The 26,055-nt window shown below is 61.5% G+C and carries 21 protein-coding genes and 1 pseudogene; 10 read left to right on the forward strand and 12 right to left on the reverse strand.

Annotation, left to right across the window (positions count from 1 at the left end):
• Nucleotides 1-96 precede the first annotated feature (96 nt).
• Complete coding sequence (gene uvrC, locus HFO99_RS15740) at nt 97-2,139, reverse strand: excinuclease ABC subunit UvrC (protein ID WP_222362193.1); 2,043 nt, start codon at nt 2,137-2,139, stop codon at nt 97-99.
• On the reverse strand, nt 2,136-2,903 hold the full coding sequence (locus HFO99_RS15745; RefSeq protein ID WP_027665275.1) for an SDR family oxidoreductase: 768 nt from the start codon (nt 2,901-2,903) through the stop codon (nt 2,136-2,138). The genes uvrC and HFO99_RS15745 overlap by 4 nt, the downstream gene beginning before the upstream one ends.
• Before the next feature lie 365 nt (nt 2,904-3,268).
• On the opposite strand from HFO99_RS15745, the gene HFO99_RS15750 reads away from it, so the two are divergent.
• Nucleotides 3,269-3,904: an outer membrane protein gene (locus tag HFO99_RS15750; protein WP_011651271.1), complete on the forward strand. Its 636-nt coding sequence runs from the start codon at nt 3,269-3,271 to the stop codon at nt 3,902-3,904.
• Between the two features lie 76 nt (nt 3,905-3,980).
• On the opposite strand, the gene HFO99_RS15755 is transcribed toward HFO99_RS15750, so the two are convergent.
• Both HFO99_RS15755 and HFO99_RS15760 read right to left on the reverse strand, forming a co-directional pair.
• The gene (locus HFO99_RS15755; RefSeq protein ID WP_222362195.1) at nt 3,981-4,577 is read right to left on the reverse strand and encodes a glutathione S-transferase; all 597 of its coding nucleotides are present in this window, start codon (nt 4,575-4,577) and stop codon (nt 3,981-3,983) included.
• A 59-nt stretch (nt 4,578-4,636) separates the two neighbouring features.
• The gene (locus HFO99_RS15760) at nt 4,637-5,506 is read right to left on the reverse strand and encodes a 23S rRNA (adenine(2030)-N(6))-methyltransferase RlmJ (RefSeq protein WP_065279497.1); all 870 of its coding nucleotides are present in this window, start codon (nt 5,504-5,506) and stop codon (nt 4,637-4,639) included.
• A 16-nt stretch (nt 5,507-5,522) separates the two neighbouring features.
• On the opposite strand from HFO99_RS15760, the gene HFO99_RS15765 reads away from it, so the two are divergent.
• Together HFO99_RS15765 and HFO99_RS15770 are read left to right on the forward strand one after the other, a co-directional pair.
• Nucleotides 5,523-7,727 (forward strand): molybdopterin oxidoreductase family protein, encoded by a 2,205-nt coding sequence (locus HFO99_RS15765; RefSeq protein ID WP_222362197.1) that lies wholly within the window; start codon nt 5,523-5,525, stop codon nt 7,725-7,727.
• Complete coding sequence (locus tag HFO99_RS15770; protein ID WP_222362199.1) at nt 7,724-8,314, forward strand: NUDIX domain-containing protein; 591 nt, start codon at nt 7,724-7,726, stop codon at nt 8,312-8,314. Before HFO99_RS15765 ends, HFO99_RS15770 begins: the two co-directional genes overlap by 4 nt.
• On the opposite strand, the gene HFO99_RS15775 is transcribed toward HFO99_RS15770, so the two are convergent.
• Both HFO99_RS15775 and HFO99_RS15780 read right to left on the reverse strand, forming a co-directional pair.
• A complete protein-coding gene (locus tag HFO99_RS15775; RefSeq protein ID WP_222362201.1) occupies nt 8,311-8,715 on the reverse strand; it encodes a type II toxin-antitoxin system VapC family toxin in 405 nt (134 codons plus the stop codon). The two genes, HFO99_RS15770 and HFO99_RS15775, sit on opposite strands and share 4 nt — an antisense overlap.
• Nucleotides 8,715-8,954: a type II toxin-antitoxin system Phd/YefM family antitoxin gene (locus HFO99_RS15780; protein WP_017959842.1), complete on the reverse strand. Its 240-nt coding sequence runs from the start codon at nt 8,952-8,954 to the stop codon at nt 8,715-8,717. The genes HFO99_RS15775 and HFO99_RS15780 overlap by 1 nt, the downstream gene beginning before the upstream one ends.
• Nucleotides 8,955-9,133: 179 nt before the next feature.
• Here HFO99_RS15780 and HFO99_RS15785 point away from each other — a divergent pair, with 179 nt between their 5' ends.
• Nucleotides 9,134-10,303 carry an alpha-D-ribose 1-methylphosphonate 5-triphosphate diphosphatase gene (locus HFO99_RS15785; RefSeq protein WP_222362203.1) on the forward strand — a complete coding sequence of 390 codons (1,170 nt, stop codon included), beginning with the start codon at nt 9,134-9,136 and terminating at the stop codon, nt 10,301-10,303.
• A 271-nt stretch (nt 10,304-10,574) separates the two neighbouring features.
• On the opposite strand, the gene purN is transcribed toward HFO99_RS15785, so the two are convergent.
• Both purN and purM read right to left on the reverse strand, forming a co-directional pair.
• Complete coding sequence (purN, locus tag HFO99_RS15790; RefSeq protein WP_222362204.1) at nt 10,575-11,246, reverse strand: phosphoribosylglycinamide formyltransferase; 672 nt, start codon at nt 11,244-11,246, stop codon at nt 10,575-10,577.
• The gene (purM, locus tag HFO99_RS15795) at nt 11,243-12,316 is read right to left on the reverse strand and encodes a phosphoribosylformylglycinamidine cyclo-ligase (RefSeq protein WP_222362206.1); all 1,074 of its coding nucleotides are present in this window, start codon (nt 12,314-12,316) and stop codon (nt 11,243-11,245) included. Before purM ends, purN begins: the two co-directional genes overlap by 4 nt.
• 244 nt (nt 12,317-12,560) lie before the next feature.
• Between purM and HFO99_RS15800 the strand changes: the two genes are divergently transcribed.
• The 4 genes from HFO99_RS15800 to ppx all read left to right on the forward strand — a co-directional run bounded on the left by HFO99_RS15800 (nt 12,561) and on the right by ppx (nt 18,192).
• A complete protein-coding gene (locus tag HFO99_RS15800; RefSeq protein WP_222252060.1) occupies nt 12,561-13,685 on the forward strand; it encodes an AI-2E family transporter in 1,125 nt (374 codons plus the stop codon).
• Complete coding sequence (gene hdaA, locus HFO99_RS15805; RefSeq protein WP_064251464.1) at nt 13,678-14,391, forward strand: DnaA regulatory inactivator HdaA; 714 nt, start codon at nt 13,678-13,680, stop codon at nt 14,389-14,391. Before HFO99_RS15800 ends, hdaA begins: the two co-directional genes overlap by 8 nt.
• Before the next feature lie 66 nt (nt 14,392-14,457).
• Complete coding sequence (locus HFO99_RS15810) at nt 14,458-16,662, forward strand: RNA degradosome polyphosphate kinase (RefSeq protein WP_222362207.1); 2,205 nt, start codon at nt 14,458-14,460, stop codon at nt 16,660-16,662.
• A gap of 12 nt (nt 16,663-16,674) precedes the next feature.
• The gene (gene ppx / locus HFO99_RS15815) at nt 16,675-18,192 is read left to right on the forward strand and encodes an exopolyphosphatase (protein WP_222362209.1); all 1,518 of its coding nucleotides are present in this window, start codon (nt 16,675-16,677) and stop codon (nt 18,190-18,192) included.
• Between the two features lie 151 nt (nt 18,193-18,343).
• On the opposite strand, the gene HFO99_RS15820 is transcribed toward ppx, so the two are convergent.
• The 4 genes from HFO99_RS15820 to HFO99_RS15835 all read right to left on the reverse strand — a co-directional run bounded on the left by HFO99_RS15820 (nt 18,344) and on the right by HFO99_RS15835 (nt 23,817).
• Entirely contained in the window at nt 18,344-19,702 is a 1,359-nt protein-coding gene (locus HFO99_RS15820; protein WP_222362212.1) for an esterase-like activity of phytase family protein, read from the reverse strand.
• A gap of 154 nt (nt 19,703-19,856) precedes the next feature.
• Nucleotides 19,857-20,918 (reverse strand): adenylate/guanylate cyclase domain-containing protein, encoded by a 1,062-nt coding sequence (locus HFO99_RS15825; RefSeq protein ID WP_222362214.1) that lies wholly within the window; start codon nt 20,916-20,918, stop codon nt 19,857-19,859.
• A 188-nt stretch (nt 20,919-21,106) separates the two neighbouring features.
• Nucleotides 21,107-22,252 (reverse strand): ribonuclease D, encoded by a 1,146-nt coding sequence (gene rnd / locus HFO99_RS15830; protein WP_064251469.1) that lies wholly within the window; start codon nt 22,250-22,252, stop codon nt 21,107-21,109.
• Nucleotides 22,253-22,425: 173 nt separating this feature from the next.
• A complete protein-coding gene (locus tag HFO99_RS15835; protein WP_222332962.1) occupies nt 22,426-23,817 on the reverse strand; it encodes a multicopper oxidase family protein in 1,392 nt (463 codons plus the stop codon).
• Between the two features lie 253 nt (nt 23,818-24,070).
• On the opposite strand from HFO99_RS15835, the gene aspS reads away from it, so the two are divergent.
• Both aspS and HFO99_RS33935 read left to right on the forward strand, forming a co-directional pair.
• Nucleotides 24,071-25,861 (forward strand): aspartate--tRNA ligase, encoded by a 1,791-nt coding sequence (gene aspS, locus HFO99_RS15840; protein ID WP_222252065.1) that lies wholly within the window; start codon nt 24,071-24,073, stop codon nt 25,859-25,861.
• A 69-nt stretch (nt 25,862-25,930) separates the two neighbouring features.
• Nucleotides 25,931-26,038: pseudogene (locus tag HFO99_RS33935) on the forward strand (TetR/AcrR family transcriptional regulator); the annotation flags it as partial.
• Nucleotides 26,039-26,055: the final 17 nt, after the last annotated feature.

Genomic DNA, 26,055 nt, shown 5'->3' on the forward strand with positions numbered 1-26,055 from the left:
TCGGGCCGTTGCGGTAGATGACGGCTTTGGCCGCGGACCGTCAACATTCTTTCTGTCTTTTCACCGCCTTTGCGTGGAATTTGCGACGGACGCCGGTTATTTCGCGGCGTCGTCGTGGAAATGGTTATAGACCTGCTTGGCGACGGCTTCCGATATGCCTTCCACCGCCATCAGATCGGACAGGGCGGCGCGCGAAACCGCCTTTGCCGTGCCGAAATGCTGGAGCAGCGCGCGTTTGCGCGATGGGCCGATGCCGCCGATCTCGTCGAGCGGGTTCTTGATCATTTCCTTCTTGCGCCGCGCCCGGTGGGAGCCGATCGCGAAACGATGCGCCTCGTCGCGCATGCGCTGGACGAAGTAGAGCACCGGATCGCGCGGCGGCAGCGTGAAGCTCTCGCGCCCCGGCGGGAAGAAGCGCTCGCGCCCGGCCTCGCGGTCGACACCCTTGGCGATGCCGATCGCCGTCACGCTGTCGGTGATGCCGAGTTCGGTAAGGATGGCGCGCACCGCCGTCATCTGGCCCTGGCCGCCGTCGATGAGGATCACGTCGGGCCAGGTCGGGAACGGCATGTCGGCGGCGTCGGCAGCGGCTGTCCGCGCCGTCCGGTCCGGAATGCCTTCCTCCTTGATCAGCCGCGAGAAGCGCCGCGTCATCACCTCCTTCATCATGCCGAAGTCGTCGCCGGGCGTAATGTCGGTCGATTTGATGTTGAACTTGCGGTACTGGTTCTTGACGAAGCCTTCCGGCCCCGCGACCACCATGCCGCCGACGGCATTGGTGCCCATGATATGCGAGTTGTCGTAGATCTCGATACGTTGCGGTGCATAGGCAAGCCCGAACGTTTCCTTGAAACCTTCGAGCAGCCGCGACTGCGACGCCGTCTCGGCGAGCTTTCGCCCATGCGCCTCGCGCGCATTGCCGACGACATGGTCGACCAGGTCGCGCTTCTCGCCGCGCTGCGGCACGAGGATGGAAACCTTGTGGCCGGCCTTTTCGCTGAGTGCTGCGGCGAGCAGTTCCAGCTCCTCGACCGTCTGCGACAGCATGATCTGCTTCGGCACCGGCTTATCGTCGTAGAACTGTGCGAGGAAGGAATTCAGCACTTCGGCGCCGGAAAGCTGCGGATCGGCCTTCGGGAAATAGGCGCGGTTGCCCCAGTTCTGGCCGGTGCGGAAGAAGAACACCTGGATGCAGGAGATGCCGCCCTCATGGTGGATGGCGAAAACGTCAGCCTCCTCGACGCCGGCCGGATTGATGCCCTGGTGGCTCTGCACATGCGAAAGTGCTGCCAGGCGATCGCGATAGATCGCCGCCCGCTCGAAGTCGAGGTTTTCGGCCGCCTGGTTCATGGCCTCGGCCATATGCGACTTCACCTTCTGGCTCTTGCCGGACAGGAAGTCCTTCGCCTCCTGCACAAGTTCGCCGTAACCCTCGTCGCTGACCTCATGCGTGCACGGCCCGGAACAGCGCTTGATCTGGTAGAGCAGGCAGGGCCGCGTGCGCGTTTCGAAGACGCTGTCGGTGCAGGTGCGGATCAGGAAGGCGCGCTGCAGCGAGTTGATCGTCCGCCCGACCGCGCCGGCCGAAGCGAAAGGCCCGAAATAGTCGCCCTTTCGCGCTCTCGCACCACGATGCTTGAAGATCGCCGGCGCGCGGTGGTCGCCGGTAATGAGGATATAGGGAAACGACTTGTCGTCGCGCAAAAGCACGTTAAAGCGCGGCCGCAAGCGCTTGATCAGATTCGCTTCCAGAAGCAGCGCTTCCGTTTCCGTGCGCGTCGTCACGAATTCCATGTTGGCCGTCTGGCGCACCATCTGGGCGATGCGGTTGGAATGCACGCGGCCGACGGCGTAATTGTTGACGCGCTTCTTCAGGCTGCGCGCCTTGCCGACATAGAGCACGTCACCCTCGGCGTTGAACATGCGGTAGACGCCGGGGCTGTTGGGGAGCCGCTTGACGAATTCGCCGATCAGTTCCGCGCCGATAAGCCCGGTCTCGTTGAGGCTGCCCGCATTCCAGTCGACCGCAGCCGCAAGCGGGACGGCGGCGGAAACGTCGCCTTCCACTTCGATATCATCTTCGCTCTCATCCGTCTCGTCGTAGAGAACGCCGCCATCCGGCAGCTTTCGTCCGTTCATTCCGTAATCTCCGCCACATCGGGCGTCTGCCAGGCGAGGTGCTGGCCGCCGTCGAGGGCAATCATCTGGCCGGTGATCGAGGGCGTGTCGTAAAGGAAGCGAATCGTTTGTCCGAATTCCTCCAGCGCCGGCCCTCGCTGCAAGATAAGGGCTGAGACCTGCGCTTGGAAGTCCTCCATCGCCTGCCGCTCGCTCGGCATTGAGGGGCCGGGGCCGATGGCATTGACGCGGATGCGTGGCGCCAATGCTTGTGCAAGCGTCTGCGTCGCCGTCCACAGCGCGGATTTGGAGAGGGTATAGGAATAGAAGCTGGGCCTCAGGGCCCAAACCCTCTGGTCGATAATATTGACGATCAGCCCCGCTGCCTCAGCGGGCATCTGCTGCGCGAAGGCCGCCGCAAGGATAGAGGGCGCACGGACATGCAGGTCGAAGTGCAAAGCCCAGGTGGCGGCATTGAAACTACGCGCTGAATCATGCTGGAAGACCGACGCATTATTGACGAGCAGATCGAGCGGCCCGAGCGCTTCCGACGCCTTCGCGATCAACGCGCCCGTTTCGCCGAGATCGCTAAGGTCAGCCTGCAGCGCGATCGCCCTTTGTCCCTTCCGCCGCAATTCCGTCACCAGCTCTTCGGCCTCGCCGATGGAGCCGTTCGCGTGGATCGCAACGGAAAAGCCATTTGCAGCAAGGTCTTCGGCGATTGCCCGGCCTATTCTTTTAGCAGCCCCTGTTATAAGGGCCGAGCGAAGTCTTTTGTGGTTCAAAATCGTGCCTTCTGATCCCGCGAGTCTGTCAGCAGACTATATAGGGGCCGACGGAGATTATATAAATAGGTCGTTGCGGTTGCGTCGGGGAGGGGGATATTCTATGTATTATTTAAGAATGCAACTTCTTAAAATAAGTATTTTCAGTTTAACACTTCAGTAGGGTTAATGAAGTGTATGTTGCGCCAAAGCAACATCGAATTTCAGCCATCCGGCAGCCACAATGATATCACAATTTGGCTCTTTCAAATCCGCATTTCAGTTCCAATTTCAGTCTCGATCCGGAAGGGACATCTGGCAATATCCCGCCAATGCTTCACTGATAGACAGTTGACAAGCGGCGCGGGACTGAAAGGAGACTAAGTATGCGTGTACTCATTGCTGGCCTCATGGCCTCCGTTTTTGCAATTGCGGGCGTCTCGGCAGCTCAGGCGGCCGATGCCGTCGACCAGGTTCCGGAAGCACCGGTCGCCCAGGAAGCTCCGGTCAAGCCGGCCGGCAACTGGGAAGGTTTCTACCTCGGCGGTGCCGGCACCTATAACATGGGTGACTTCGGTTCCGACCGCCACACCTACGGTTTCGGCGGCCAGGTCTTCACTGGCTACAACTGGCAGCAGGGCCAGATCGTTTACGGCGTTGAATCCGATCTCGGCTACAGCGGCGACGACGTCTCCTCGGGCGGCGTCAAGAACAAGTATGGCTGGAACGGCTCCGTCCGTGGCCGCGTCGGCTACGACATGAACCCCTTCCTGCTCTACGGCACGGCCGGTCTTGCCATCGGCGACGTCAAGGTTTCCGACGACACTTCGGACGAAAGCAAGACGAACTTCGGCTATACGGTCGGCGCCGGCGTCGAAGCCTTCGTGACCAACAACATCACGACGCGCCTCGAATATCGCTACACCGACTATCAGAGCAAGGACTACGACCTCGACTCCGGCAGCTTCTCGCGCGGTTACGACGAGAACAGCGTCAAGCTCGGTATCGGCGTCAAGTTCTAAGCTGGTTGATATCCGAACATGGAAAAGCCGGGCACCTCGCCCGGCTTTTTGCTGTCATCTCGTTGTTTCCGGGAGCTCAACCGTCAGACTTGAGTCCGCTATGGGCAGGGAATTTCTTGTCGAACTGCCTGAGCCAGTCGGTGAGCGGCGCATGATCGGCTTCCCACTGGTCCTTGAAGCGCAACTCGAGATAATCGAGCGTCGCGGCCAGCGCGAAATGTCCGCCATTGAGCTTCTTGCCTGTTTTCGGCGGATTGGCGCTGAGATGAGCGAGCCCGCTCGTCGCCTTCTTCCATTGCCGGTCGATCCACGGCTGGTGAATTTTTTCCTCGTCGCGGAAGCGCCGCTCGTAGACGATCGCCAACAGGCAGTCGCAGATGCCGTCGCAGAGCGCTTCGAGGATTTCCGCATCCGTGCGCTTGCCCTTCTTGGAAGGGTAGAGCCCGCCCTTCGTCAGCCGGTCGAAATAATGCATGATCGCTACGCTGTCGTAGATCGAGACCCCGTCATCGTTCAGAAGCGTCGGGATCTTGCCGAGCGGATTGTTGTCCAGCAGGATCGCCGGTCCGGTATTGGTGTCGACCCGGATGGCGTTCAACTCCAGGCCCAGAAAATGCGCGGCCATTCGCACCTTGTTGGAATAGGGCGAGGCGGGCGAACAAAGGAGCTTCATGGGACACCTGATGAGGTTGTAGACTGCGGCGCGGACTATTCCTGAAGGCGATTGGCTGGTCAATCGTCCTTGACGGCCTTGTTTTCGCCGCGCAGCCAGAAGGCGCGGTGGGAGGCGAAACGGTCCTGCGCCAGATGGTCTTTCAATGCGGGCAGCAATTGGTGCAACTCATCCTTCAGTGTGAAGGGCGGGTTGACGATGACGAGTCCGGAGCCAGTCAGTCCGGTAATGCCGCGGTCGCTGCGAACGGCAAGTTCGGCGCAGAGCATTTTCGGGATATCGAGCGCCTGCAGCCTCTCGTGGAATTCCTTGATCGGCGCGCCTTTCTTCAGCGGATACCACAGGCAATAGGTGCCGCCGGGAAAGCGCCGATAGGCCTTTTCCAGCCCTTCGGCCAGCCGCTGATATTCGTCCTCCTCCTCGAAGGGCGGATCGACGAGCACAATGCCGCGCTTCTCCTTCGGCGGCAGATGCGCGCCGAGCGCCAGCCAGCCGTCAAGTTCGGTGATGCGGGCATGGTGATCGCCCTCGAACAGCCGGTGCAGCCTAACATAGTCCTCGGGATGCAGTTCCATCGCCGACAGCCGGTCCTGCGGCCGGAACAGCATGCGGGCAAGTTTCGGCGAGCCGGGATAGAAGCGGATGCCGCCCTGCGGATTGAGTTCGCGGATCGCCGAGAGGTAGGGCTCCAGCAGTTCGGAAACTTGAGGGCCGAGGTCTGCCTCCATCAGCTTGCCGATGCCATCGAGCCATTCGCCGGTTTTCTGCGCTTCTTCGGAGGAGAGGTCGTAGAGTCCGATGCCGGCATGCGTGTCGAGCACGCGGAAGCCGCCATCCTTCTTCTGCATGTAGCGGATCAGCCGCGTCAGCACGACATGTTTCAGCACATCGGCAAAGTTGCCCGCGTGATAGATGTGGCGGTAGTTCATTTTTGCTGATGTCCGTATGAATTCGCGTCATGGGGAATTTTTGTGGCTTTTGGCCGTGCAAGCCTTGGAATATACAAATGCCATGAACATTGCGACCCCCATCCACGCCAAATCAGAAAAGCCGGACAACAGGGTGGGCCACACGGCCTGTCCGCATGACTGTCCCTCCACCTGCGCGCTGGAGGTCGAGATATCGGAGGATGGCCGCATCGGCCGTGTGCGCGGCGCCGGCGGCCATTCCTACACGTCGGGCGTCATTTGCGCCAAGGTCGCCCGTTATGCCGAGCGGCTCTACCATCCCGACCGCCTGATGCATCCGCTACGCCGCGCCGGCGCCAAGGGGGCAGGGCAGTGGCAGCAGATTTCCTGGGACGATGCGCTGGATGAGATCGCCGAAGCCTTTGTGAGGTCCGAGGCAAGGGACGGCAGCGAGGCGATCTGGCCCTATTTTTACGCCGGCACCATGGGCTGGGTGCAGCGCGATTCCATCGATCGCCTGCGTCATGCCAAGCGTTACTCCGGCTTCTTCTCCTCGATCTGCACCAATCCCGCCTGGACCGGCTTTACCATGGCGACCGGCACGCTGCGCGGCCCCGATCCGCGCGAGATGGGTCGCACCGATTGCGTCGTCATCTGGGGCACCAACGCGGTCTCCACCCAGGTCAACGTGATGACCCACGCCATCAAGTCGCGCAAGGAGCGCGGCGCGAAGATCGTCGTCATCGACATTTACGACAATCCGACGATGAAGCAGGCCGACTTGGCGCTGATCGTCAAGCCGGGCACCGACGCCGCACTCGCCTGCGCCGTCATGCACGTCGCCTTCCGCGACGGTTACGCCGACCATGACTATATGGCGAGATATGCCGATGATCCCGCCGGTCTCGATGCGCATCTGAAGACCAAGACGCCGCAATGGGCCGCTGCCATCACCGGGCTTTCGGTCGAGGAGATCGAAGCCTTCGCCAGCCTCGTCGGCACGACGAAGAAGACCTTTTTCCGCCTGGGTTATGGCTTCACCCGCCAGCGCAACGGCGCGGTCGCCATGCATGCGGCCGCCTCGATCGCCACCGTTCTCGGCTCCTGGAAATATGAGGGCGGCGGCGCCTTCCATTCGAACAGCGATATCTTCCGCATGAACAATGCGGAGCTGACTGGCCGGTCGATGAAGGACGCCGATATTCGCATGCTCGACCAGTCGCAGATCGGCCGGGTGCTGACCGGAGATCCGGTGGCGCTGCGCCATCGCGGTCCGGTGACGGCGATGCTGATCCAGAACACCAATCCCGCCAACATCGCCCCCGAGCAGCGCCTCGTCAGACGCGGCTTTGCCCGCAACGACCTCTTCGTCGCCGTGCACGAGCAGTTCATGACGGAAACGGCCGAGATCGCCGATATCGTCATTCCCGCGACGATGTTCGTCGAGCACGACGACATCTACCGCGCCGGTGGCCAGAACCATATCCTGCTGGGGCCGAAGCTGGTCGAGCCGCCGCCGACCGTGCGCACCAATCTCTTCGTCATCGAGGAACTGGCCAAACGCCTCGGGGTCGCCGATCGCCCCGGCTTCGGCTTTACCGCCCGCGAGATGGTCGACCGCATCCTCGAATCGAGCGGCCTGCCGGATTACGATCATTTCCTCGAACATAAATGGTTCGATCGCCAGCCTGCTTTCGAGGAAGCGCACTACCTGAACGGCTTTGCCCATCCGGATGGCAAGTTCCATTTCCGCCCGGACTGGATCAATCAGCCGGCGCCGAACAAACCGCCGGCGGCGATCGGCGTGCTCGGTCCGCACGCAGCACTTCCGGCCTTCCCCGATCAGGTCGATGTCATCGAAGTCGCCGATCTCGAGCATCCCTTCCGCCTCGCCACGTCGCCGGCGCGCAACTTCCTGAATTCGAGCTTCTCCGAGACCAAGACCTCTCGTCAGAAAGAAGGCCGCCCCGAGGTGATGATCAATCCGGCCGACGCCGAAGCCAACGGCATCGGCCACGGCGATCTTGTCCGCATCGGCAACAGCCGCGGCGATATGCGCATCCACGCCCGCATCACCACCGAAGTGAAATCAGGCGTGCTGATCGCCGAGGGGCTTTGGCCAAACAAGGCGCATGTCGACGGCGAGGGCATCAACGTCTTGACCGGCGCCGACCCTGTCGCGCCCTATGGCGGGGCGGCCGTGCATGACAACAAGGTCTGGCTTCGCAGGGACGCAGCATGATGCAGCCGAAATCACGCGTGAAGATCGCCGGCGAGGAAACGCTGTCGAATGGGTGGACGCGGCTGAGCAGCTACCTGCTCGACTATATCGACCGCAAGGGCGCAACCCAGCGATTGAAGCGGGAAGTTTATCACCGCACACCGGCCGCCTGCATCCTGCTTTATGATCCCAAGCGCGACCTCGTCGTTCTCGTCCGCCAATTCCGCCTCGCCGTTCATCTCAACGGCGATCCCGCCTGGATAATCGAGGTGCCGGCCGGCCTTCTCGACGATGACCATCCCGAAGCGGCGATCCGTCGCGAGGCGATGGAGGAGACCGGCTATCGCCTGCGCGATGCGCGCTTCCTGTTCAAATCCTACACCTCACCGGGTGCCGTCACCGAAGTCGTGCATTTCTTCGCAGCCCTCGTCGACATCGCCGACCGCGTGGCGGAAGGCGGCGGCCTGGACGAGGAACACGAGGATATCGAGGTCCTCGAAATCCCGCTCGACGAGGCGGCGGCGATGATCGAAACCGGCGAGATCTTCGACGTCAAAACGATCGTGCTTCTGCAATGGGCGCTTTTGAACAGGAGAACGCTTTTCTAACCCAGCCCGAAGGTGAGACTTTCCGCTGACGCGGCACGTTCTAGTCTGGCGTCCAGCGTCGCAAGCGATACGTTCTCTGCGACCGCAAGCGCCAGATAAGCGGCGTCATAGGCCGATAGCTGATATTTTCCGGCAAGCCGCAAGATCGGAAGATGGTCTTCGCTTGACACAGTGCGCAGCGGCAGGCTGGTGAGTCGCATGAGACAAGCGAGCACATCCTCGTTGGAGATGCGTTTCCGCCGTTCCGCGGTCAACAGGATGTTGCGTATCTCATGCCAGAAGAGATCGGGCACCAAGGCATCTTCCGTTTCGAGAAACGACAAGGCTTCTTCGGCAGTCCGGCTTTCCTCATCGGCAAGCAACCAAGCCGCCGCAACCGAAGCATCAACCACGAACGGCATCAGCGCTGGCCTTCGCGCCGCCAGGCTTGAATTTCGGCCGCGGTTGCTCCGGCGCGTTCTGCCCGTTCGCTGCGGAGTGCACGGATGGCGTCGAGCCTCTGGCGACGGTCATCGATCTTGATCATGCGGGCGACCGCATTGTTGCCGCGTGATATCACCACATCTTCGCCTGCTTCCACCTTTGTCAGAAGCTCCGAGAGATGCGTTTTTGCCTCTGCCACTTTCACTTTGATCGTCATAGCCACCGTCCATTTGTGTTTAATGTAATGTCACGTCAAAACTTGGTCAACTGATTGGTCAAGTATGGCGAAGCAAGAACGGAAAGAGTAAGAAGTTTGGAAGTTCTTCATGCAGTTGTCACGAAGCAGTTCTATGCGCTGCGGTTTGTCAATCATCGGATGCGGTCAGGAGAAAGCCCATGTGGCTCAGCAATTTCACCCTCGTTCTCCCAAACGAGGTGGTGAGTGAAGGTTCCGTGCGTGTTGAGGACGGCGCCATCGCCGAGATCAGGCCGGAGCCGGTCGCCGGTGCCGCCATCGATGGCGGCGGACGGCTGCTGATGCCCGGATTCGTCGATCTGCACGGCGACATGATCGAGCGCGAAATCGCCCCGCGGCCGAACGCAACGATGCCGATCGATTTCGGCATCCACGAACTTGACAAGAAGCTTGCCGCTGCCGGTGTGACGACGGCGTTCGCCGCCGTCTCCTTTGCGACCGAAAGCGTCTACGGCCACGTCCGTTCGCTGGAGACGACATCAGCGGTGATCGAGGGCATCAACCGCCTGCGTGACGATCTCCTGATCGACCACCGCGTCCACGCCCGCTACGAAATCACCAACGTCGGCGCAGCCGCGGCACTCGAACGCCTGCTGAATGCTGACCAGATCGACATGGTCTCCCTGACCGACCACACGCCGGGCCAGGGCCAGTACAACAACCTCCAAAGCTATATCCTCAGCATCTCCGAGCGCCGCGCCATCTCCGAGGAAATGGCGGCGGAGATCGTTGCCAAGCGCATCGCCATGCGCAGCAATCCTGACATCGAGGCCAAGCTGAAGGAGATCGTCGCGCTGTCGCTGAAGCACAAGCTGTCGCTTGCCTCGCATGACGATGACAGCGTCGAAAAGGTCGCCGAGATGCACGATCTCGGCGTCACCATCAGCGAGTTTCCGGTCACCGCACCTGCGGCCGAAGAGGCGCGCCGTCGCGGTCTCTGGACGTTGATGGGCGCGCCGAACGCGCTGCGTGGCCACTCGATGTCGGGCAATCTCAGCGCGCTCGATGCTGCGAGGGCCGGTCTGCTGAGCGTCATTGCCGCCGATTATCATCCGGCCGCCTTCGTGCCCGGCATCTTCAAGCTCGCGGAGATGGTGGAAGGCGGCCTGCCGGCAGCCGTTGCCATGGCAACCGGCAACGCGGCCCGCTCGGCCGGCCTATCGGATCGCGGCGAGATCGCCATCGGCCAGCGCGCCGATCTTGTCGTGGTCGAGCCGGGTGACATCAACCGCATCCGCGCCACCTTCCGCGCCGGCCGCTTCGTCTACAGCGACGGCACGCTGCATCCGCTACAGGCTCTGGCGGCTTAATGCATGTCGCCCAAAAAATGCGATTTTTGGGACGACGATATGCATAAAGCAATGAAAGATGGCTGCCCCTCACCCTAGCCCTCTCCCCGTAAACGGGGCGAGGGGACGTGCCATACGACAGGTTGCGGGGAACGGAGAGGTTGCGGCATGGTCCCTTCGCCCCGTTTACGGGGAGAAGGTGGCGGCAGCCGGATGAGGGGCGGCCATTCGAACCAGGCGGCAAGCTGGCCGACTTTGTCACCAGTCTGAAGCGCGTCGTGTGGCGATGCGCTTAGGCGCGCTCGCCGATCAGCGAGATCAGTTGAGCCTTGGGTGCGACGGTCGAAACCTCAGCGCCGACGGCCTTGCCGCCTTCCATTGTCACGCGGCCTTCGGCAAACAGCCGCAGCGCTTGCGGATAGATCTGGTGTTCGACGGTGAGCACACGTGCGGCAAGGCTTTCGGCCGTATCGCCGGAAAGAACCGGTACGGCCGCCTGGCCGATCACCGGACCCTCGTCCATGCCTTCGGTGACGAAATGCACCGTGCAGCCGGCGATCCGCATGCCGGCGTCGAGCGCGCGTTGATGCGTATGCAGGCCCGGAAACAATGGCAGCAGGGAAGGGTGGATGTTGAGCATCCGGCCTTCGTAACGCTGGATGAAGGTCGGCGTCAGCAGCCGCATGTAGCCTGCCAGGCAGAGAATGTCGGGCGAAAGCTCATCGAGCGCCGAAAAGATCGCCGCTTCGTGCGCGTCCTTGCTGGCATAGTCCTTGCGGGGAAAGGCAAAGGTGGCAATACCTTCGGCGGCGGCCTTGGCAAGCCCGCCGGCATCCGCCTTGTCGGAGATGACGCCGACGATCTCGGCCGGGTAGTCGGCTGCCTTTGCCGCCGCAACCAGCGCCATCATGTTGGAGCCGCTGCCTGATATGAAGACGACGGCGCGTTTGCGCGGCGAACTCATATGGCAAGCGTGCCCTTGTAGACCGTGCCGGCAGCGCCCTCGTCGCGGGCGATCATGCGGCCGAGCGTGATAACCGTCTCGCCCTCGGCTTCGAGTGCGGCGGAAACCGCCGCGACATTCTCGCCGGCGACGACGGCGATCATGCCCACACCGCAGTTGAAGGTGCGCAGCATTTCCTTGGATTCAACGCCGCCCGTCTTGGCGAGCCATGAAAACACCGGCGGCACCTTGACGGCGGCAAGATCGATCTCGGCCGCCAGATGCTTCGGCAGGACGCGCGGAATATTTTCCGGGAAGCCGCCACCGGTGATGTGCGCCAGCGCCTTGATGGCGCCGGTCTCGCGGATCGCCTTCAGAAGCGGTTTGACATAGATGCGCGTCGGCTCGAGCAGGGCTTCGCCGAGCTTCTTGCCTGCGGCGAACGGCGCCGGTGCATCCCAATCGAGGCCGGACAATTCGACGATCTTGCGCACCAGCGAGAAACCGTTGGAATGGACGCCGGAGGAGGCGAGGCCGAGGATCACGTCACCCTCGGCAATATCGCCGGATGGCAGGAGCTTGCCGCGTTCGGCAGCACCGACGGCAAAACCCGCGAGATCGTAATCGCCGGAGGAATACATGCCGGGCATTTCGGCCGTCTCGCCGCCGATCAGCGCGCAGCCGGCCTCGCGGCAGCCGGCGGCAATGCCGCCGACGATGGCCGCGCCCTGATCGGGGTCGAGCTTGCCGGTCGCGAAATAATCGAGGAAGAACAGCGGCTCGGCGCCCTGTACCACGAGATCGTTGACGCACATGGCGACGAGGTCGATGCCGACGGTGTCGTGATAGTCGGCATCGATCGCGATCTTCAGCTTGGTGCCGACGCCGTCGTTGGCGGCGACGAGAACCGGATCGGCAAAGCCTGCGGCCTTGAGGTCGAAGAGCCCGCCGAAGCCGCCGATCTCGCCGTCGGCGCCAGGACGGCGCGTCGAGCGCACCGCCGGCTTGATTTTCTCGACGAGCAGGTTTCCGGCATCGATATCGACGCCCGCATCGCTATATGTCAGGCCGTTTTTCCCAGACTGGCTCATGCTGGTCTCCGATGGCTATTTCAGGCGGCAAACGTGCCGCGTCATCTGCCGGTCGCAATTGCATGACAGGGGCTTTTATGCAAGCGTTGCATGGCAAAAGCCCCCAATTTCCCGCGCCTTCCTCCGGCCTTTCGGGGATTTGGCGCGACAGGGTTGACCATCTTTGCGCCTGCATCCTATGTGCTGAATGGCCGCTTCGGTTCCGATGCGGCGTTTGGCGGCGGCGACGATCAGCGGGGAAGCGATGCCACAGCATGTCAGCGGCAACAGTCTCAAGCGTCAGATCTTCTTCTGGCTGGCGGTGCTCGTCTTCTTCATCGTCTTTCTCTATGTCTTCAGCTCGATCCTGCTGCCCTTCATCGCTGGCATGGCGATCGCCTATTTCCTCGATCCGGTGGCCGACCGGCTTGAACGCCTGGGTCTGAGCCGCATGATGGCGACCATCGGCATCCTCGTCGCCTTCGTCATCGTCTTCACGCTGGCGCTGATGATCCTCATTCCGGTGCTCATCAGCCAGTTCAACGATTTCGCTCAGCGTCTGCCGGGTTATATCAGCCAATTACAGCAGTTCATCACGCAGGCGCATAATTCGCTGCTGCCGGACTGGGTCGAGAACCAGATGGGCGCGATCAAGGACAATCTCTCCGGCATCCTGTCGGAGGGCATGGGCTTCCTGACCGGGCTTTTTGCGCAGATCTGGAATTCCGGCAAGGCGATCGTCGACGTCATATCGCTGCTCGTGGTCACCCCCGTCGTCGCCTTCTATATCCTGCTTGATTGGGATCGTATGGTTGCCAAGGTCGACCAATGGATCCCGCGCGATTATGTCGGCGATGTCCGCCAAATCGCCAAGGAGATCGACCAGGCGATCGCCGGTTTCATCCGCGGCCAGGGCTCGCTGTGTCTCATCCTCGGCATCTATTATGCCGTCGGCCTTTCCCTCGTCGGGCTGAATTTCGGCCTGCTGATCGGCCTCTTCGCCGGGATGATCAGTTTCATTCCCTATGTCGGCTCGATGGTTGGCCTCGTGCTCGCCATCGGCGTGGCGCTTGTGCAGTTCTGGCCCGATTATCCCTGGATCGGCCTGGTGCTCCTCGTCTTTTTCACCGGTCAGTTCCTGGAAGGCAACATTCTGCAGCCGAAGCTCGTCGGCTCCAGCGTCGGCCTGCATCCGGTCTGGCTGATGTTTGCGCTTTTTGCCTTCGGCGCGCTCTTCGGTTTCGTCGGGCTTCTGGTTGCCGTGCCGGCTGCCGCTGCCGTCGGTGTCCTTGTTCGTTTCGCGCTTTCACGCTACCTTCAGAGCGATCTTTATTTTGGCGGGTCGCCCAGCGGCCGCGCCCGAAAGACGAAATCTGTTCCCAATGAATGACGTGAAGAACGCTGATCCGAAGCGCAAGGCCGGAGAGCAGCTGCCGCTGGTCTTTTCGCACGATGCGGCAAGCGGGCGCGACGACCTCCTGATCTCGGAGCGTCTTGCCGCCGCCGTTTCGATCGTCGATGCCTGGCCGGCATGGCCATCGCCGGTGGTCGTGCTCGCCGGCCCCGTCGGCTCGGGAAAATCGCATCTCGCCCGCATCTGGCGGGAATTGAGCGGCGCCGTCGACATTCATCCCGAGCTTGGCTCGGATGCCGCGGTTGCAGCCGCCGCCGGCCCGGTGCTGTTCGAGGACGCCGACCGCCTCGGCTTCGACGACAACGCGCTCTTCCACGTCATCAACAGCGTGCGCGAAAACGGCACCAGCCTGTTGATGACCAGCCGCCTCTGGCCGATGTCGTGGCCGGTTTTGCTGCCCGATCTGCGCTCGCGCCTGAAAGCGGTAACCGTCGTCGAGATCGGCGAACCGGATGAGGCGCTGTTGTCGCAAGTGATCGTCAAGCTCTTCGCCGACCGGCAGCTTTATATAGATGACAAACTCGTGCTCTATATCGTTAACCGGATGGAGCGGTCGCTGAACGCGGCCCAGACGATCGTCGAGAGGCTTGACCGGCTGGCCCTGTCGCGGGGCACGAAAATCACCCGGTCTCTTGCTGCCGAAGTATTGAATGAATTGGGAAATTCGGAACCAGCCGATTGACTGTCACAGTTCCGTCGTCAAACTGATATAATTGCCTTTGGCGATTGAAAACGGGGTAAGCGGACAATGGATAGCGCAGTCGCAGAACATCAGGAACTCACTCCGGAAATCAACGACAACACCCCCCCGCTGGAAGAGCTGCTCAAGAGCCCCGAGCGCTTCATCAACCGAGAATTCTCCTGGCTGCAATTCAATCGCCGTGTCCTGGAAGAAACGTTGAACACCGAGCATCCGCTGCTCGAGCGCGTCCGTTTCCTGTCGATCTCGGCCGCCAACCTCGATGAATTCTTCATGGTGCGTGTCGCCGGTCTCGAGGGCCAGGTGCGCCAGAACATCGCCATCCGCAGCCCCGACGGCAAGACGCCGGCCGAGCAGCTGGATTCGATCCTGCAGGAGATCGACCACCTGCAGATGGAGCAGCAGGCCTCGCTCGCCGTCCTGCAGCAATATCTCGCCAAGGAAGACATCCTGATCGTGCGCCCCGGCGCCTTGAGCGATGCCGACCGCCAGTGGCTGGCCGCCGAATTCGAACAGGCGATCTTCCCGGTGCTGACGCCGTTGTCGATCGATCCTGCCCATCCGTTCCCCTTCATTCCGAATCTCGGCTTCTCCATCGGTCTGCAGCTTGTCAGCAAGAACGGCCGCGAGCCGATGACCGCGCTGCTGCGCCTGCCGGTGGCGCTCGACCGCTTCGTCCGCCTGCCGGATGATGGGAACACGATCCGCTACATCACGCTGGAAGACGTCGCCAACATCTTCATCCATCGGCTCTACCCGGGTTACGAGGTGCAGGGCTCTGGTACGTTCCGCGTCATCCGCGACAGCGATATCGAAGTCGAGGAAGAGGCCGAGGATCTCGTCCGCTTCTTCGAAACGGCACTGAAACGCCGCCGCCGCGGCAAGGTCATCCGCATCGAGACCGATTCGGAAATGCCGGCGTCGCTGCGCCAATTCGTGGTCCAGGCGCTGAGCATCCCCGACAACCGCGTCGCCGTTCTGCCGGGTCTTCTGGCGCTGAACACGCTGTCGGAGATCACCAAGGCGCCGCGCGACGATCTGCGCTTTGCCCCCTACAATGCGCGATTTCCCGAGCGCGTCCGCGAACATGCCGGCGACTGCTTCGCAGCCATCCGCGAAAAGGACATGGTTGTCCATCACCCCTACGAATCTTTCGACGTGGTGGTCCAGTTTCTTCTCCAGGCTGCGCGCGATCCTGATGTCCTGGCGATAAAGCAGACACTTTACCGCACCTCCAACGATAGCCCAATCGTTCGCGCGCTGATCGATGCCGCCGAAGCCGGCAAGTCGGTGACGGCGTTGGTCGAGCTCAAGGCCCGTTTCGACGAAGAGGCAAACATCCGCTGGGCGCGCGACCTCGAACGTGCCGGCGTCCAGGTCGTCTTCGGCTTCATCGAGCTCAAGACCCACGCCAAGATGTCGCTGGTCGTCCGTCGCGAGGATGGCAAACTGCGCACCTATTGCCATCTTGGCACCGGCAACTATCACCCGATCACCGCGAAGATCTATACCGATCTCTCCTACTTCACCTGCAATCCCGTCATCGCCCACGACATGGCGAACATCTTCAACTTCATCACCGGCTACGGTGAGCCGGAACAGGGTATGCAACTCGCGATCTCGCCCTATACGATGCGCTCGCGCATCCTGCGTCACATCGAGGAAGAGGTCCAGCATGCCAGGAACGGCGCGCCGGCGGCGATCTGGATGAAGATGAATTCGCTTGTCGATCCTGACATCATCGACGCGCTCTATCGCGCCAGCCATGCCGGCGTCGAGATCGATCTCGTCGTGCGCGGCATCTGCTGCCTGCGTCCGCAGGTACCCGGCCTTTCGGAAAAGATCCGCGTGAAGTCGATCGTCGGGCGCTTCCTCGAGCACAGCCGTATCTTCTGCTTCGGCAACGGCCACGGCCTGCCGTCCGACAAGGCGCTGGTTTACATCGGCTCGGCCGACATGATGCCGCGAAACCTCGATCGCCGCGTCGAAACCATGGTTCCATTGACGAATCCGACGGTTCACGAGCAGGTCTTGTCACAGATTATGCTCGGCAACGTGATTGACAATCAACAAAGCTACGAGATATTGCCCGACGGTACGTCGCGACGCATGGAAGTGCGCAGGGGCGAAGAACCGTTCAATGCGCAGCAATATTTCATGACCAATCCAAGCCTGTCAGGCCGTGGTGAAGCTCTGAAGTCCAGTGCGCCGAAGCTGATCGCCGGCCTGCTCGAAGGCCGCAACAACAAGTAAAACTGGACCTAAATGGTTGAATCTGAAGCCCAGGGGCGCCTTCCGGGGATCGCCCCGGTCTCCGTCGTCGATATTGGATCGAATTCCATTCGTCTTGTCGTCTACGAAGGCATGTCCCGTTCGCCAACCGTCCTCTTCAACGAAAAGGTCCTCTGCGGCCTCGGCAAAGGCGTCGCCCTTACCGGCAAGATGGACGAAGACAGTGTCAGCCGGGCTCTGGCGGCGCTGCACCGTTTCAAGGCTCTGTCAGATCAGGCCCGCGCTGCCACCATGTATGTGCTGGCGACGGCGGCCGCGCGCGAGGCGAGCAACGGCCCCGATTTCATCCATCAGGCGGAAACCATCCTTAACCGCAAGGTCCGCGTGCTCTCGGGCGAGGAGGAGGCAAAATTCGCCTCGCTCGGCATCATCAGCGGTTTCTATAATCCTGACGGCATTGCCGGCGATCTCGGCGGCGGCTCGCTGGAGCTGATCGATATCAAGGGCAAAGAGGTCGGCAAGGGCATCACGCTGCCGCTCGGCGGCCTGCGCCTGTCGGAATATGCCGGCGGTTCGCTCTCCAAGGCCCAGACCTTTGCCCGAAAGCAGCTGAAGACGGCAAAGCTGCTGTCGAAAGGCGAGGGGCGCACCTTCTACGCCGTCGGCGGCACCTGGAGAAACATTGCCAAGCTGCACATGGAAATCACCCATTATCCGCTGCATATGATGCAGGGCTATGAGGTGTCTTTCGAAGCGATGATGCTGTTCCTCGAACAGGTGACCGCGCGCGATTCCAGGGAGCCGGCGCTGCAGGCCGTTTCCAAGCACCGCCGTTCGCTGCTGCCCTTCGGCGCTATCGCCATGAAGGAAGTGTTGAGCGCGATGAAGCCGTCGGTGATTTCCTTCTCGGCGCAGGGTGTGCGCGAGGGATATCTTTATTCGCTGCTGTCGGAATCCGAGCGCCGCCTGGATCCGCTGCTTGCCGCCGCCGGCGAACTGGCGATCCTGCGTGCCCGTTCGCCGGAGCATGCCCGCGAGCTGGCGGAATGGACCGGCCGCATGATGCCCCTTTTCGGCATCCAGGAAACCCAGGAGGAAAGCCGCTACCGTCAGGCCGCCTGTCTGCTGGCCGATATCAGCTGGCGCGCTCATCCCGACTATCGCGGCCTGCAGGCGCTGAACGTCATCGCCCACTCTTCTTTCGTCGGCATCAGCCATCCCGGCCGCGCTTTCATCGCGCTTTCCAACTATTACCGTTTCGAAGGCCTGCATGACGACGGCGCCACCGGCCCGCTGGCGCAGATCGCCACGCCGCAGCTCATCGAGCGCGCCAAGCTGCTCGGCGGCATGTTGCGCGTCGTCTATCTCTTCTCGGCCTCGATGCCCGGCATCGTCAAGAACCTGACCTTCCGCAAATCATCGAGCCCGGACCTCGACCTCGAATTCGTCGTGCCTCCCGAATATCGCGACTTCGCCGGCGAACGCCTGGACGGCCGCCTGCAGCAGCTGTCGAAGCTGACGAACAAGCGGTTGGCGTTTCGGTTCGAATAGGTTTGATTTGCGGTCGTTGTGCCGGACCAGCCCCCTCTGCCCGGCAGGGCAGAGGGGGCTGGTCCGGCACAACGCCAAAATTTCGAAATCACCACAAAACAAAAAGCGGCACCTTCGCACCGCCCTCCGTATTCAGTGTCAGAATTCCGAATTACTTCGCGTTCAGGAACTCGCCGACTTCGAGCAGGCTGAACTCGTTGTTGTCAGCCTTGTCGACGGCGCGGCCGGCCGAGAAGGGCAGGTTGTTGTCGTTGCCGATGATGATGTGCGTGGCGTCGACGCGGTCGACGTTTTCGATCGTCACGAACGCCATGTCGTAGACGCCGTCCTTGCTGCCGGCCTTCTTCTTGTTGTCGGGGTCCTGGATGTTCAGCAGGTCGATATAGCCGATCTTGCGAACGGCCTTGCCGACATTGGCGTCGTTGAACTCGATCTTGTAGACGCGCTTCAGCACGGCCGGAGCTTCAAAGCAATCCGGCTTCGGCTGCTTGGGGTCGGCGCAGGCCTTGTCCGCAATGCCGGCGCCGTTGTCGCGCTCTATGACGAGAGCGGTCGTGTCGTCGAGCATGTTGAAATCGCCGATCGAGACACCCTTGTCCTCGAACGGATAGAGCCAGCTGCGGCCGGTCCACTTTTTCGAAGCGACATCGAACTCGATGACGCGGGTGGCGGTGTGGCCGTCGATGGTTTCCACCGTGCCGTCATCCTTGTAGATGGCGCCTTCGAGCAGGCCGTAAAGCTTGGCGCCGTCCTTCGACATGGCGAGGCCTTCGAAGCCGCCGGAGCGCTTCAGATTGAAGACCGGCATCTTTGCGGCCGGGTTTGATGGAACCGAGAGAAGCGGACTGTCGGGCGAAAGCACCGGCTTGCCGTCGAGCGTCGTCGGAATGACGTCGGTGAGGCGGCCTGATGTGTCGAACTTCAGGATGTAGGGACCGAATTCGTCGCCGAGCCAGAAGCCGTCGGCAACCGGCTGGATCGATTCGATGTCGAAGTCGGCGCCGGTGAGATAACGCGTGTCGCTGCCTTCAAGCACGATCGGGAACGGGGCGATCTTGTTGGGGTCGGAAAGGAAGAGGTTCTTGACGACCTCAGCCTTGTTGCCGGCCCAGTCGAACTTTATCTGGTGCAGGAAGAGCATGGAATCCGACGAGTTGAACTTCGAGCCGAAGCCGTTGTCGGAGAGTGTCCAGAAGGTGCCGTCGGCCATCGTCTTGACGCCCGAGAAACCCTGGATCGGCTGGCCGTCGAAGGGAAGCTTCAGATCGGTGATGCGGGCGCCGTCCTTACCGGGAACGGCGCCGAGCGCTTCGGTGCGCTTGCGGTCCGGCGTGGTAAACTTGCCGGAATGCTTGAGGAATTCGGGGGCATCGGCCGGTGCCGGAACCATGGTGTTGGCGGGCAGGATCGCCTGGCCGGCGAGCTTGGCCGGGAACTGCTGCTGGTCGGCCGAAGCGGAGCCTGCGACCAGGATGAAAAGCGATACGGAAGCAAAAAGGGCGTTCTTCATAATATCCCCGTGGAACGGATTGCAAAGGCCTTCCGCTTAGCAGGGCTTCCGTGTCAGCGAATTGACGGTTGGGTGAAGCTTTGGTGACGTACTTACAGCGCCGCGCGTCTTTCTCAGACGCGCAATGGATGCTGTAACACTTTGAATTTACGCATCAGCCGTGCAGAACGACCGCCGGCGTGTTCAGCACGGTGACCGCGCGCGAGGTAAGCGCCACGACGCCGAGCGCCTGCCCGCGTCCCTTCACCGCATGAGTGCCGAGATCCTCGCAGGTGATGTCGTCGGGAAAATTCATGCGCCGGGCAAGCTCGCTGGAGATCAGAACCGATCGGTTCAGACTGCGGCAGAGCGTCTCCAGCCGGGCGGTGGTGTTCACCGTATCGCCGAAATAGCTGATCTTGTGATGGTCGACGCCGATTTCGGCGGTGATGATCTCGCCGCCGTGAAGGGCGGCGCGCAGCTTTGGCACCTGCCCGTAATTTTTCCGCCAGCCGGCGGCATTGGCGTCGATGTCGGCAAGGATATCGAAGATGCAGCGCACACAGCGCGCATCCTTGACGCCGCGGGCAAGCGGCCAGGTGATGATCGCCGCATCGCCGACATAGTCGTTGATCATGCCCTTGTGGCGCCTGACGGGCTCGGCGAAGGTCGCAAACAGCGAGTTCAGCAGTTGTTGCGCCCTGAGGTCGCCATGCTTCTCGGCAAAAGCCGTCGAATCGACGAGGTCGATGAACAGAAAGACGCGTTCTTCCTTGACCGGATTGCGGTAGCGGCTGATGAGCATGCTGAGGAAGACCTCACGACCAAGCAATTCTCGCACGCGCAAGACGAAGATCAGCATCGTGCAGACCGCAAGCGCATACAGGAAGACCTCGAACGGCATGATGACGAGGTCGAGGAGCGACGCCGGCTTCAGCATGCCGAGCGACCAGAGCAGCAGGCCGGCGCAGGCAAAGCCGATGCTCATCAGGATCTCATAGATCACCAGTTCGGTGATGATGAAGGCGAAGGTCGGCAGCTTCTGGATGCGTCTATAAAGCGTTCGAAACAGCACCTTGCGCTCGAAGGCGAGGATCGGCATGCCGATGAAGAGCGCGAAGATCGCCCCGATAACCGGCGTCTGATTAGAGTAGAACATCAGATCATAGATGACGCCGCTGGCCGCGAGGACGATCGCGATCAGGATCCAATTCTGTGTCGGAGATATTTCCCGCATGCAGCCTCTGCGCCGTGATGTTTCCTCCCGCCATTGTTTCAGGCCGGAAAAAACCGTCAAGCGAATTCGAAGCTACTGCGTCCTTAGCGTGTCTTTTCGAGAGCCGCTAAAGGACGCCGCAGCACTTTGAATTGCCGCACAATTTTAATCCTCAAATCGATTCCGATTTAAGGAATTCTGCAGCAGTCTCAGAGGCTGACGGTCTCGACCTTCCGGTCCACGAAGCGCAGGCCGATCGCGCCCTGGATCAGTTGCAGTGCCGGCTCGCCGAAAAGATCGCGCCGCCAGCCGTGCAGGGCAGCGACTTCGGCCTTCTCGCCCTCGGCGGCGATCTTGTCGAGATCCTCGCTGTTGGCAATCACCTTCGGCGCCACGCCGTGTTTTTCCGAAATCAGCTTCAGCAGTACCTTCAACAATTCGACGGCAGCAGCGGCCCCTTCGGGCGCCTGCGCCTGGCGTGGCACATGCGGCATATCGGCCTTCGGAAGAGCAAGTGCGGTGTTGACGGCCTCGATGACCGCGGCGCCGGAGACCGAGCGCTCCCAGCCTTTCGGAATGGTGCGCAGCCGGCCGAGCGCCTCGGTATCCTTGGGCTGCTGCTGGGCGATCTCGTAGATCGCATCGTCCTTCAGCACCCGCGAACGCGGCACGTTGCGGGCCCGCGCCTCGCGTTCGCGCCAGGCAGCGACATATTTCAGGATCGCCAGCTCCTGCGGCTTGCGCAGGCGCATCTTCAGCCGCTGCCAGGCATCGTCAGGATGCATGTCGTAGGTTTCGCGCGACTCGAGAATATCCATTTCCTCGGAGAGCCAGGAGGTGCGGCCTTCGCGATCAAGTTCCGCCTTCAGCGACAGGTAGACGTCGCGCAGGTGGGTGACATCGGCCAGCGCATAATCCAGCTGCTTCTCAGACAGCGGCCGGCGGCTCCAGTCGGTGAAGCGCGACGACTTGTCGATATGCACGTTCTTGATGCGGCTGACCAACTGGTCATAGGAGACGCTGTCGCCGAAGCCGCAAACCATGGCGGCGACCTGCGTGTCGAAGATCGGATGCGGTATGAGATTGCCGCGATTGAAGATGATTTCGATGTCCTGGCGCGCCGCATGAAAGACCTTCAGCACCTTCGTATCGGCCATCAGCTCGAAGAAGGGGGCGAGATCGATTCCCTTGGCCAGTGGATCGACGAGAACTTCCGTCGTCGGGCTTGCCATCTGGATCAGGCAGAGCTCCGGCCAGAAGGTCGTTTCGCGCAGGAATTCGGTGTCGATGGTGATGAAGTCGGACTTGGCCAGCTCTTTGCAGGCGGCCGCCAAATCGGCGGTGGTTTCGATCATATCATTTCATTCGCAAGGAAAAGGTCGGTTAAACCTTCCTTCTCCTTTCGGTTCGATATGTCAATACAACAGCATACGCTTCGAGCATTGCTGGCTAAGAATCACGTCCAAACTGAGGCAAGGCGCGAACGCCGGCGCGAAGCGCAGCCCAACCGTGGTGAAAGCGCACTGCCTCAGCTTACCCTGAGATAGCTCGTCATCCCCGTCTTCTGATGCTCAATGATATGGCAATGCAGCAGCCAGTCGCCGGGATTGTCGGCGACGAAGGCAAGCTGCACCTTCTCGTCCGGCTGGATGAGATAGGTATCGGACACCAGCGGCATCACCTCCCGCGTCGAGGAGGAGATCACCGTGAAGCTCATCCCGTGCAGATGGATCGGATGGGAATGCGGCGTGGTATTCTCGAGATTGAAGACATAGCTCTTGCCGAGCTTCAATTCCGCAAGCGGTGCCGTCGGATCGGGCGTGTCGCCTGGCCATGGCACCTTGTTGATTGCCCAGAAACTGTAGCCGAGCGTGCCGCAGATGCCTTCGACGGCGGCATTCTCGGCAGTGGCGCTCAGTATCAGCGGGATCTGCTCGGCGATGGAAAGATCGGCCTTCGGGACGGGATTGTCGACAAGCGGCCCAAGATCGCCGATAGCGCGCTTCAAGGATGATCCGACCGCGCGCAGGCTGGCGATCGTCTTCGGCGCTGTGCCGCGGATATCTTCCAGCGTTGCGATCGCGCCTTCGTCGTCCGGCATGCGCACGGCAAGATCGAGCCGTTGACCCGGCCCGATCTGCAGGAGGTCGAGGGAAAAACGCTTCGGCACCGGATTTCCGTCGATCGCAATCACGGTCGCATCGGCGCCTTCCATCTTCAGCGAGAAGATCCGCGTCACGTCGGTCACGGCAATGCGCAGCCGAACCAGCCCGCCGGCCGGTGCGTCATATCGCGGCTCCTGATGCCAGTTGGCGGTGCGCACCGTGCCGTAGGTGCCGGTCTTGGCCGCATCGCGCGGGCGGAAGGGGGCGATGAATTGTCCGTCGCCGCCGAGCCGCCAGTCGCGCAGGTTCAGCACCACCTCGGTATCGAACTCCGGATCGGCCGGATCTTCGACGACGATGACACCGGTCATGCCATGCCCCATCTGCGTCAGCGTGTTGCAATGCGGATGATACCAGAAAGTGCCGGCATCAGGTGGCGTGAAGGCGTAATCGAAGCTATCGCCGGTATAGACGTAAGGCTGCGTCATGAACGGCACGCCGTCCATGCGGTTGTCGATGCGAAGCCCGTGCCAGTGGATCGTCGTCGGCTCATCAAGGCCGTTTTTCAGCCGTGCCGCGAAGGGGCGCCCCTTCCTCATCCGCAGGAGCGGCGGCATGCCGCCATGGCCCCAGCTCATGATATCCCTGGTCGGTCCCGCCTCGGTCAGCATGGCCTCGGTCTTCACCGCCGTCAGCAGCTGCGGCTCGGGCGCCGCCTCGGCAAACCCGAATTTACCGGCAATGCCGATGCCGACGCCATAAGCCCCCGCAACAGCGGATGCCTTCAAGAGGTTGCGGCGGCTAAGGAGAGGCATGCGGACGCTCCACGGTGAGAATGCCGATCCTTTTAAAGTTGACCGGTGGCTTCAGCAATACGGGAAGTGCGGCCAAACTGCCGCAGCATACCGGTCGCAGGCTCGCCATAAACGCATGTCAGACGATCGGTGGCGTGCGCCAAGCCTTGACAAATCGGAGCGTCCATGCGCTTTTCCGCCCGATTTTCTTGTCGGCGCTTGAGGGTTCTTGGAACCCTTGCTGCCGTCTCAGCATATGCCAGGATTTGAGATCATGCATCGCTACCGCAGCCACACATGTGCCGCCCTCCGCAAGTCGGATGTCGGCTCGACCGTCCGCATTTCCGGCTGGGTCCACCGCGTTCGCGACCATGGCGGCGTTCTCTTCATCGACCTTCGCGACCATTACGGCATCACCCAGGTCGTTGCCGATCCCGACAGCCCGGCCTTCAAGATGGCGGAAACGGCGCGTGGCGAATGGGTCATCCGCATTGACGGTCTCGTCAAGGCCCGCACCGAAGATACTGTCAACAAGACCATGGCAACGGGCGAGATCGAGCTCTATGCGCAGGAGATCGAAGTCCTCTCCGCAGCCAGGGAATTGCCGCTGCCGGTCTTCGGCGAGCCGGACTATCCCGAAGACGTCCGCCTGAAGTATCGCTTCCTCGATCTTCGCCGCGAAACGCTGCACCGGAACATCGTCAAGCGCACCCAGGTCATCTCGGCCATGCGCCGCGAAATGGGCAATGTCGGCTTCACCGAATATACGACGCCGATCCTGACGGCCTCCTCGCCGGAAGGCGCGCGCGACTTCCTCGTGCCCTCCCGCATCCATCCCGGCACGTTCTACGCGCTGCCGCAGGCGCCGCAACTGTACAAGCAGCTGCTGATGGTGGCGGGTTTCGACCGCTACTTCCAGATCGCGCCCTGCTTCCGTGACGAAGACCCGCGCGCCGACCGCCTGCCAGGCGAATTCTACCAGCTTGACCTCGAAATGAGCTTCGTCACCCAGGAAGACGTCTGGGACACGATGGGTCCGCTGATATCAGGCATTTTCGAAGAGTTCGCCGAAGGCAAGCCGGTCACCAAGGAATGGCCGCGCATCCCCTATGACGAGGCGATCCGTAAATATGGTTCGGACAAGCCGGACCTGCGCAACCCGATCGTCATGGAAGCTGTGACCGAACATTTCGCCGGCTCCGGCTTCAAGGTCTTCGCCGGCATGATCGCCTCGAACCCGAAGGTCGAGATCTGGGCTATTCCGGCCAAGACCGGCGGTTCCAGAGCATTCTGCGATCGCATGAATGCCTGGGCGCAGTCGACCGGTCAGCCTGGTCTCGGTTACATCTTCTGGCGCAAGGAAGGTGACAAACTCGAGGGCGCCGGCCCGCTTGCAAAGAACATCGGCGAGGAGCGCACCGACGCGATCCGTACCCAGCTCGGCCTCGATGACGGTGACGCCTGCTTCTTCGTTGCCGGCGATCCGGCCAAGTTCTACAAGTTTGCCGGTGAAGCCCGCACCAAGGCCGGCGAAGAGCTGAACCTTGTCGATCGCGACCGTTTCGAACTCTGCTGGATCGTCGACTTCCCGTTCTTCGAATGGAGCGATGAAGAAAAGAAGGTCGATTTCGCCCACAACCCGTTCTCGATGCCGCAGGGCGGCCTCGATGCGCTTCAGAACCAGGATCCGCTGACCATCAAGGCGTTCCAGTATGACGCCGTCTGCAACGGCTTCGAAATCGCCTCGGGCTCGATCCGCAACCAGTCGCCGGAAACCATGGTCGCCGCCTTCGAGAAGGTCGGCCTCAGCCAGCAGGATGTTGAAGACCGTTTCGGCGGCCTCTATCGCGCCTTCCAGTATGGCGCGCCCCCACATGGCGGTGCTGCCTTCGGTATCGACCGTATCATCATGCTGCTCGTCGGCGCGAAGAACCTGCGCGAAATCTCGCTCTTCCCGATGAACCAACAGGCCCAAGACCTGCTGATGGGGGCGCCGAGCCCGGCAACGCCGACACAGCTGCGCGAGCTCTCGATCCGGCCGATCCCGCCGGTCAAGAAGGACTGAGATCATCTGATCCCGAATGCAAAAGCCCGGCAAATCGCCGGGCTTTTCTTTTGGTTCGGTCGCTCAGGCGCCATCATCCGGGGAATGTCGGTGCAGGCGAGGGACGGAGCATCCCGCGAGGAATTGCTTGATATCGCAGCCCTTGCCATTTCTGAAGTCGCTCGCCACTGCGCATGAAAACGAAAAGGCCCGCC

The sequence above is a fragment of the Rhizobium leguminosarum genome (assembly GCF_019798305.1).
Classification (GTDB): domain Bacteria; phylum Pseudomonadota; class Alphaproteobacteria; order Rhizobiales; family Rhizobiaceae; genus Rhizobium; species Rhizobium leguminosarum_U.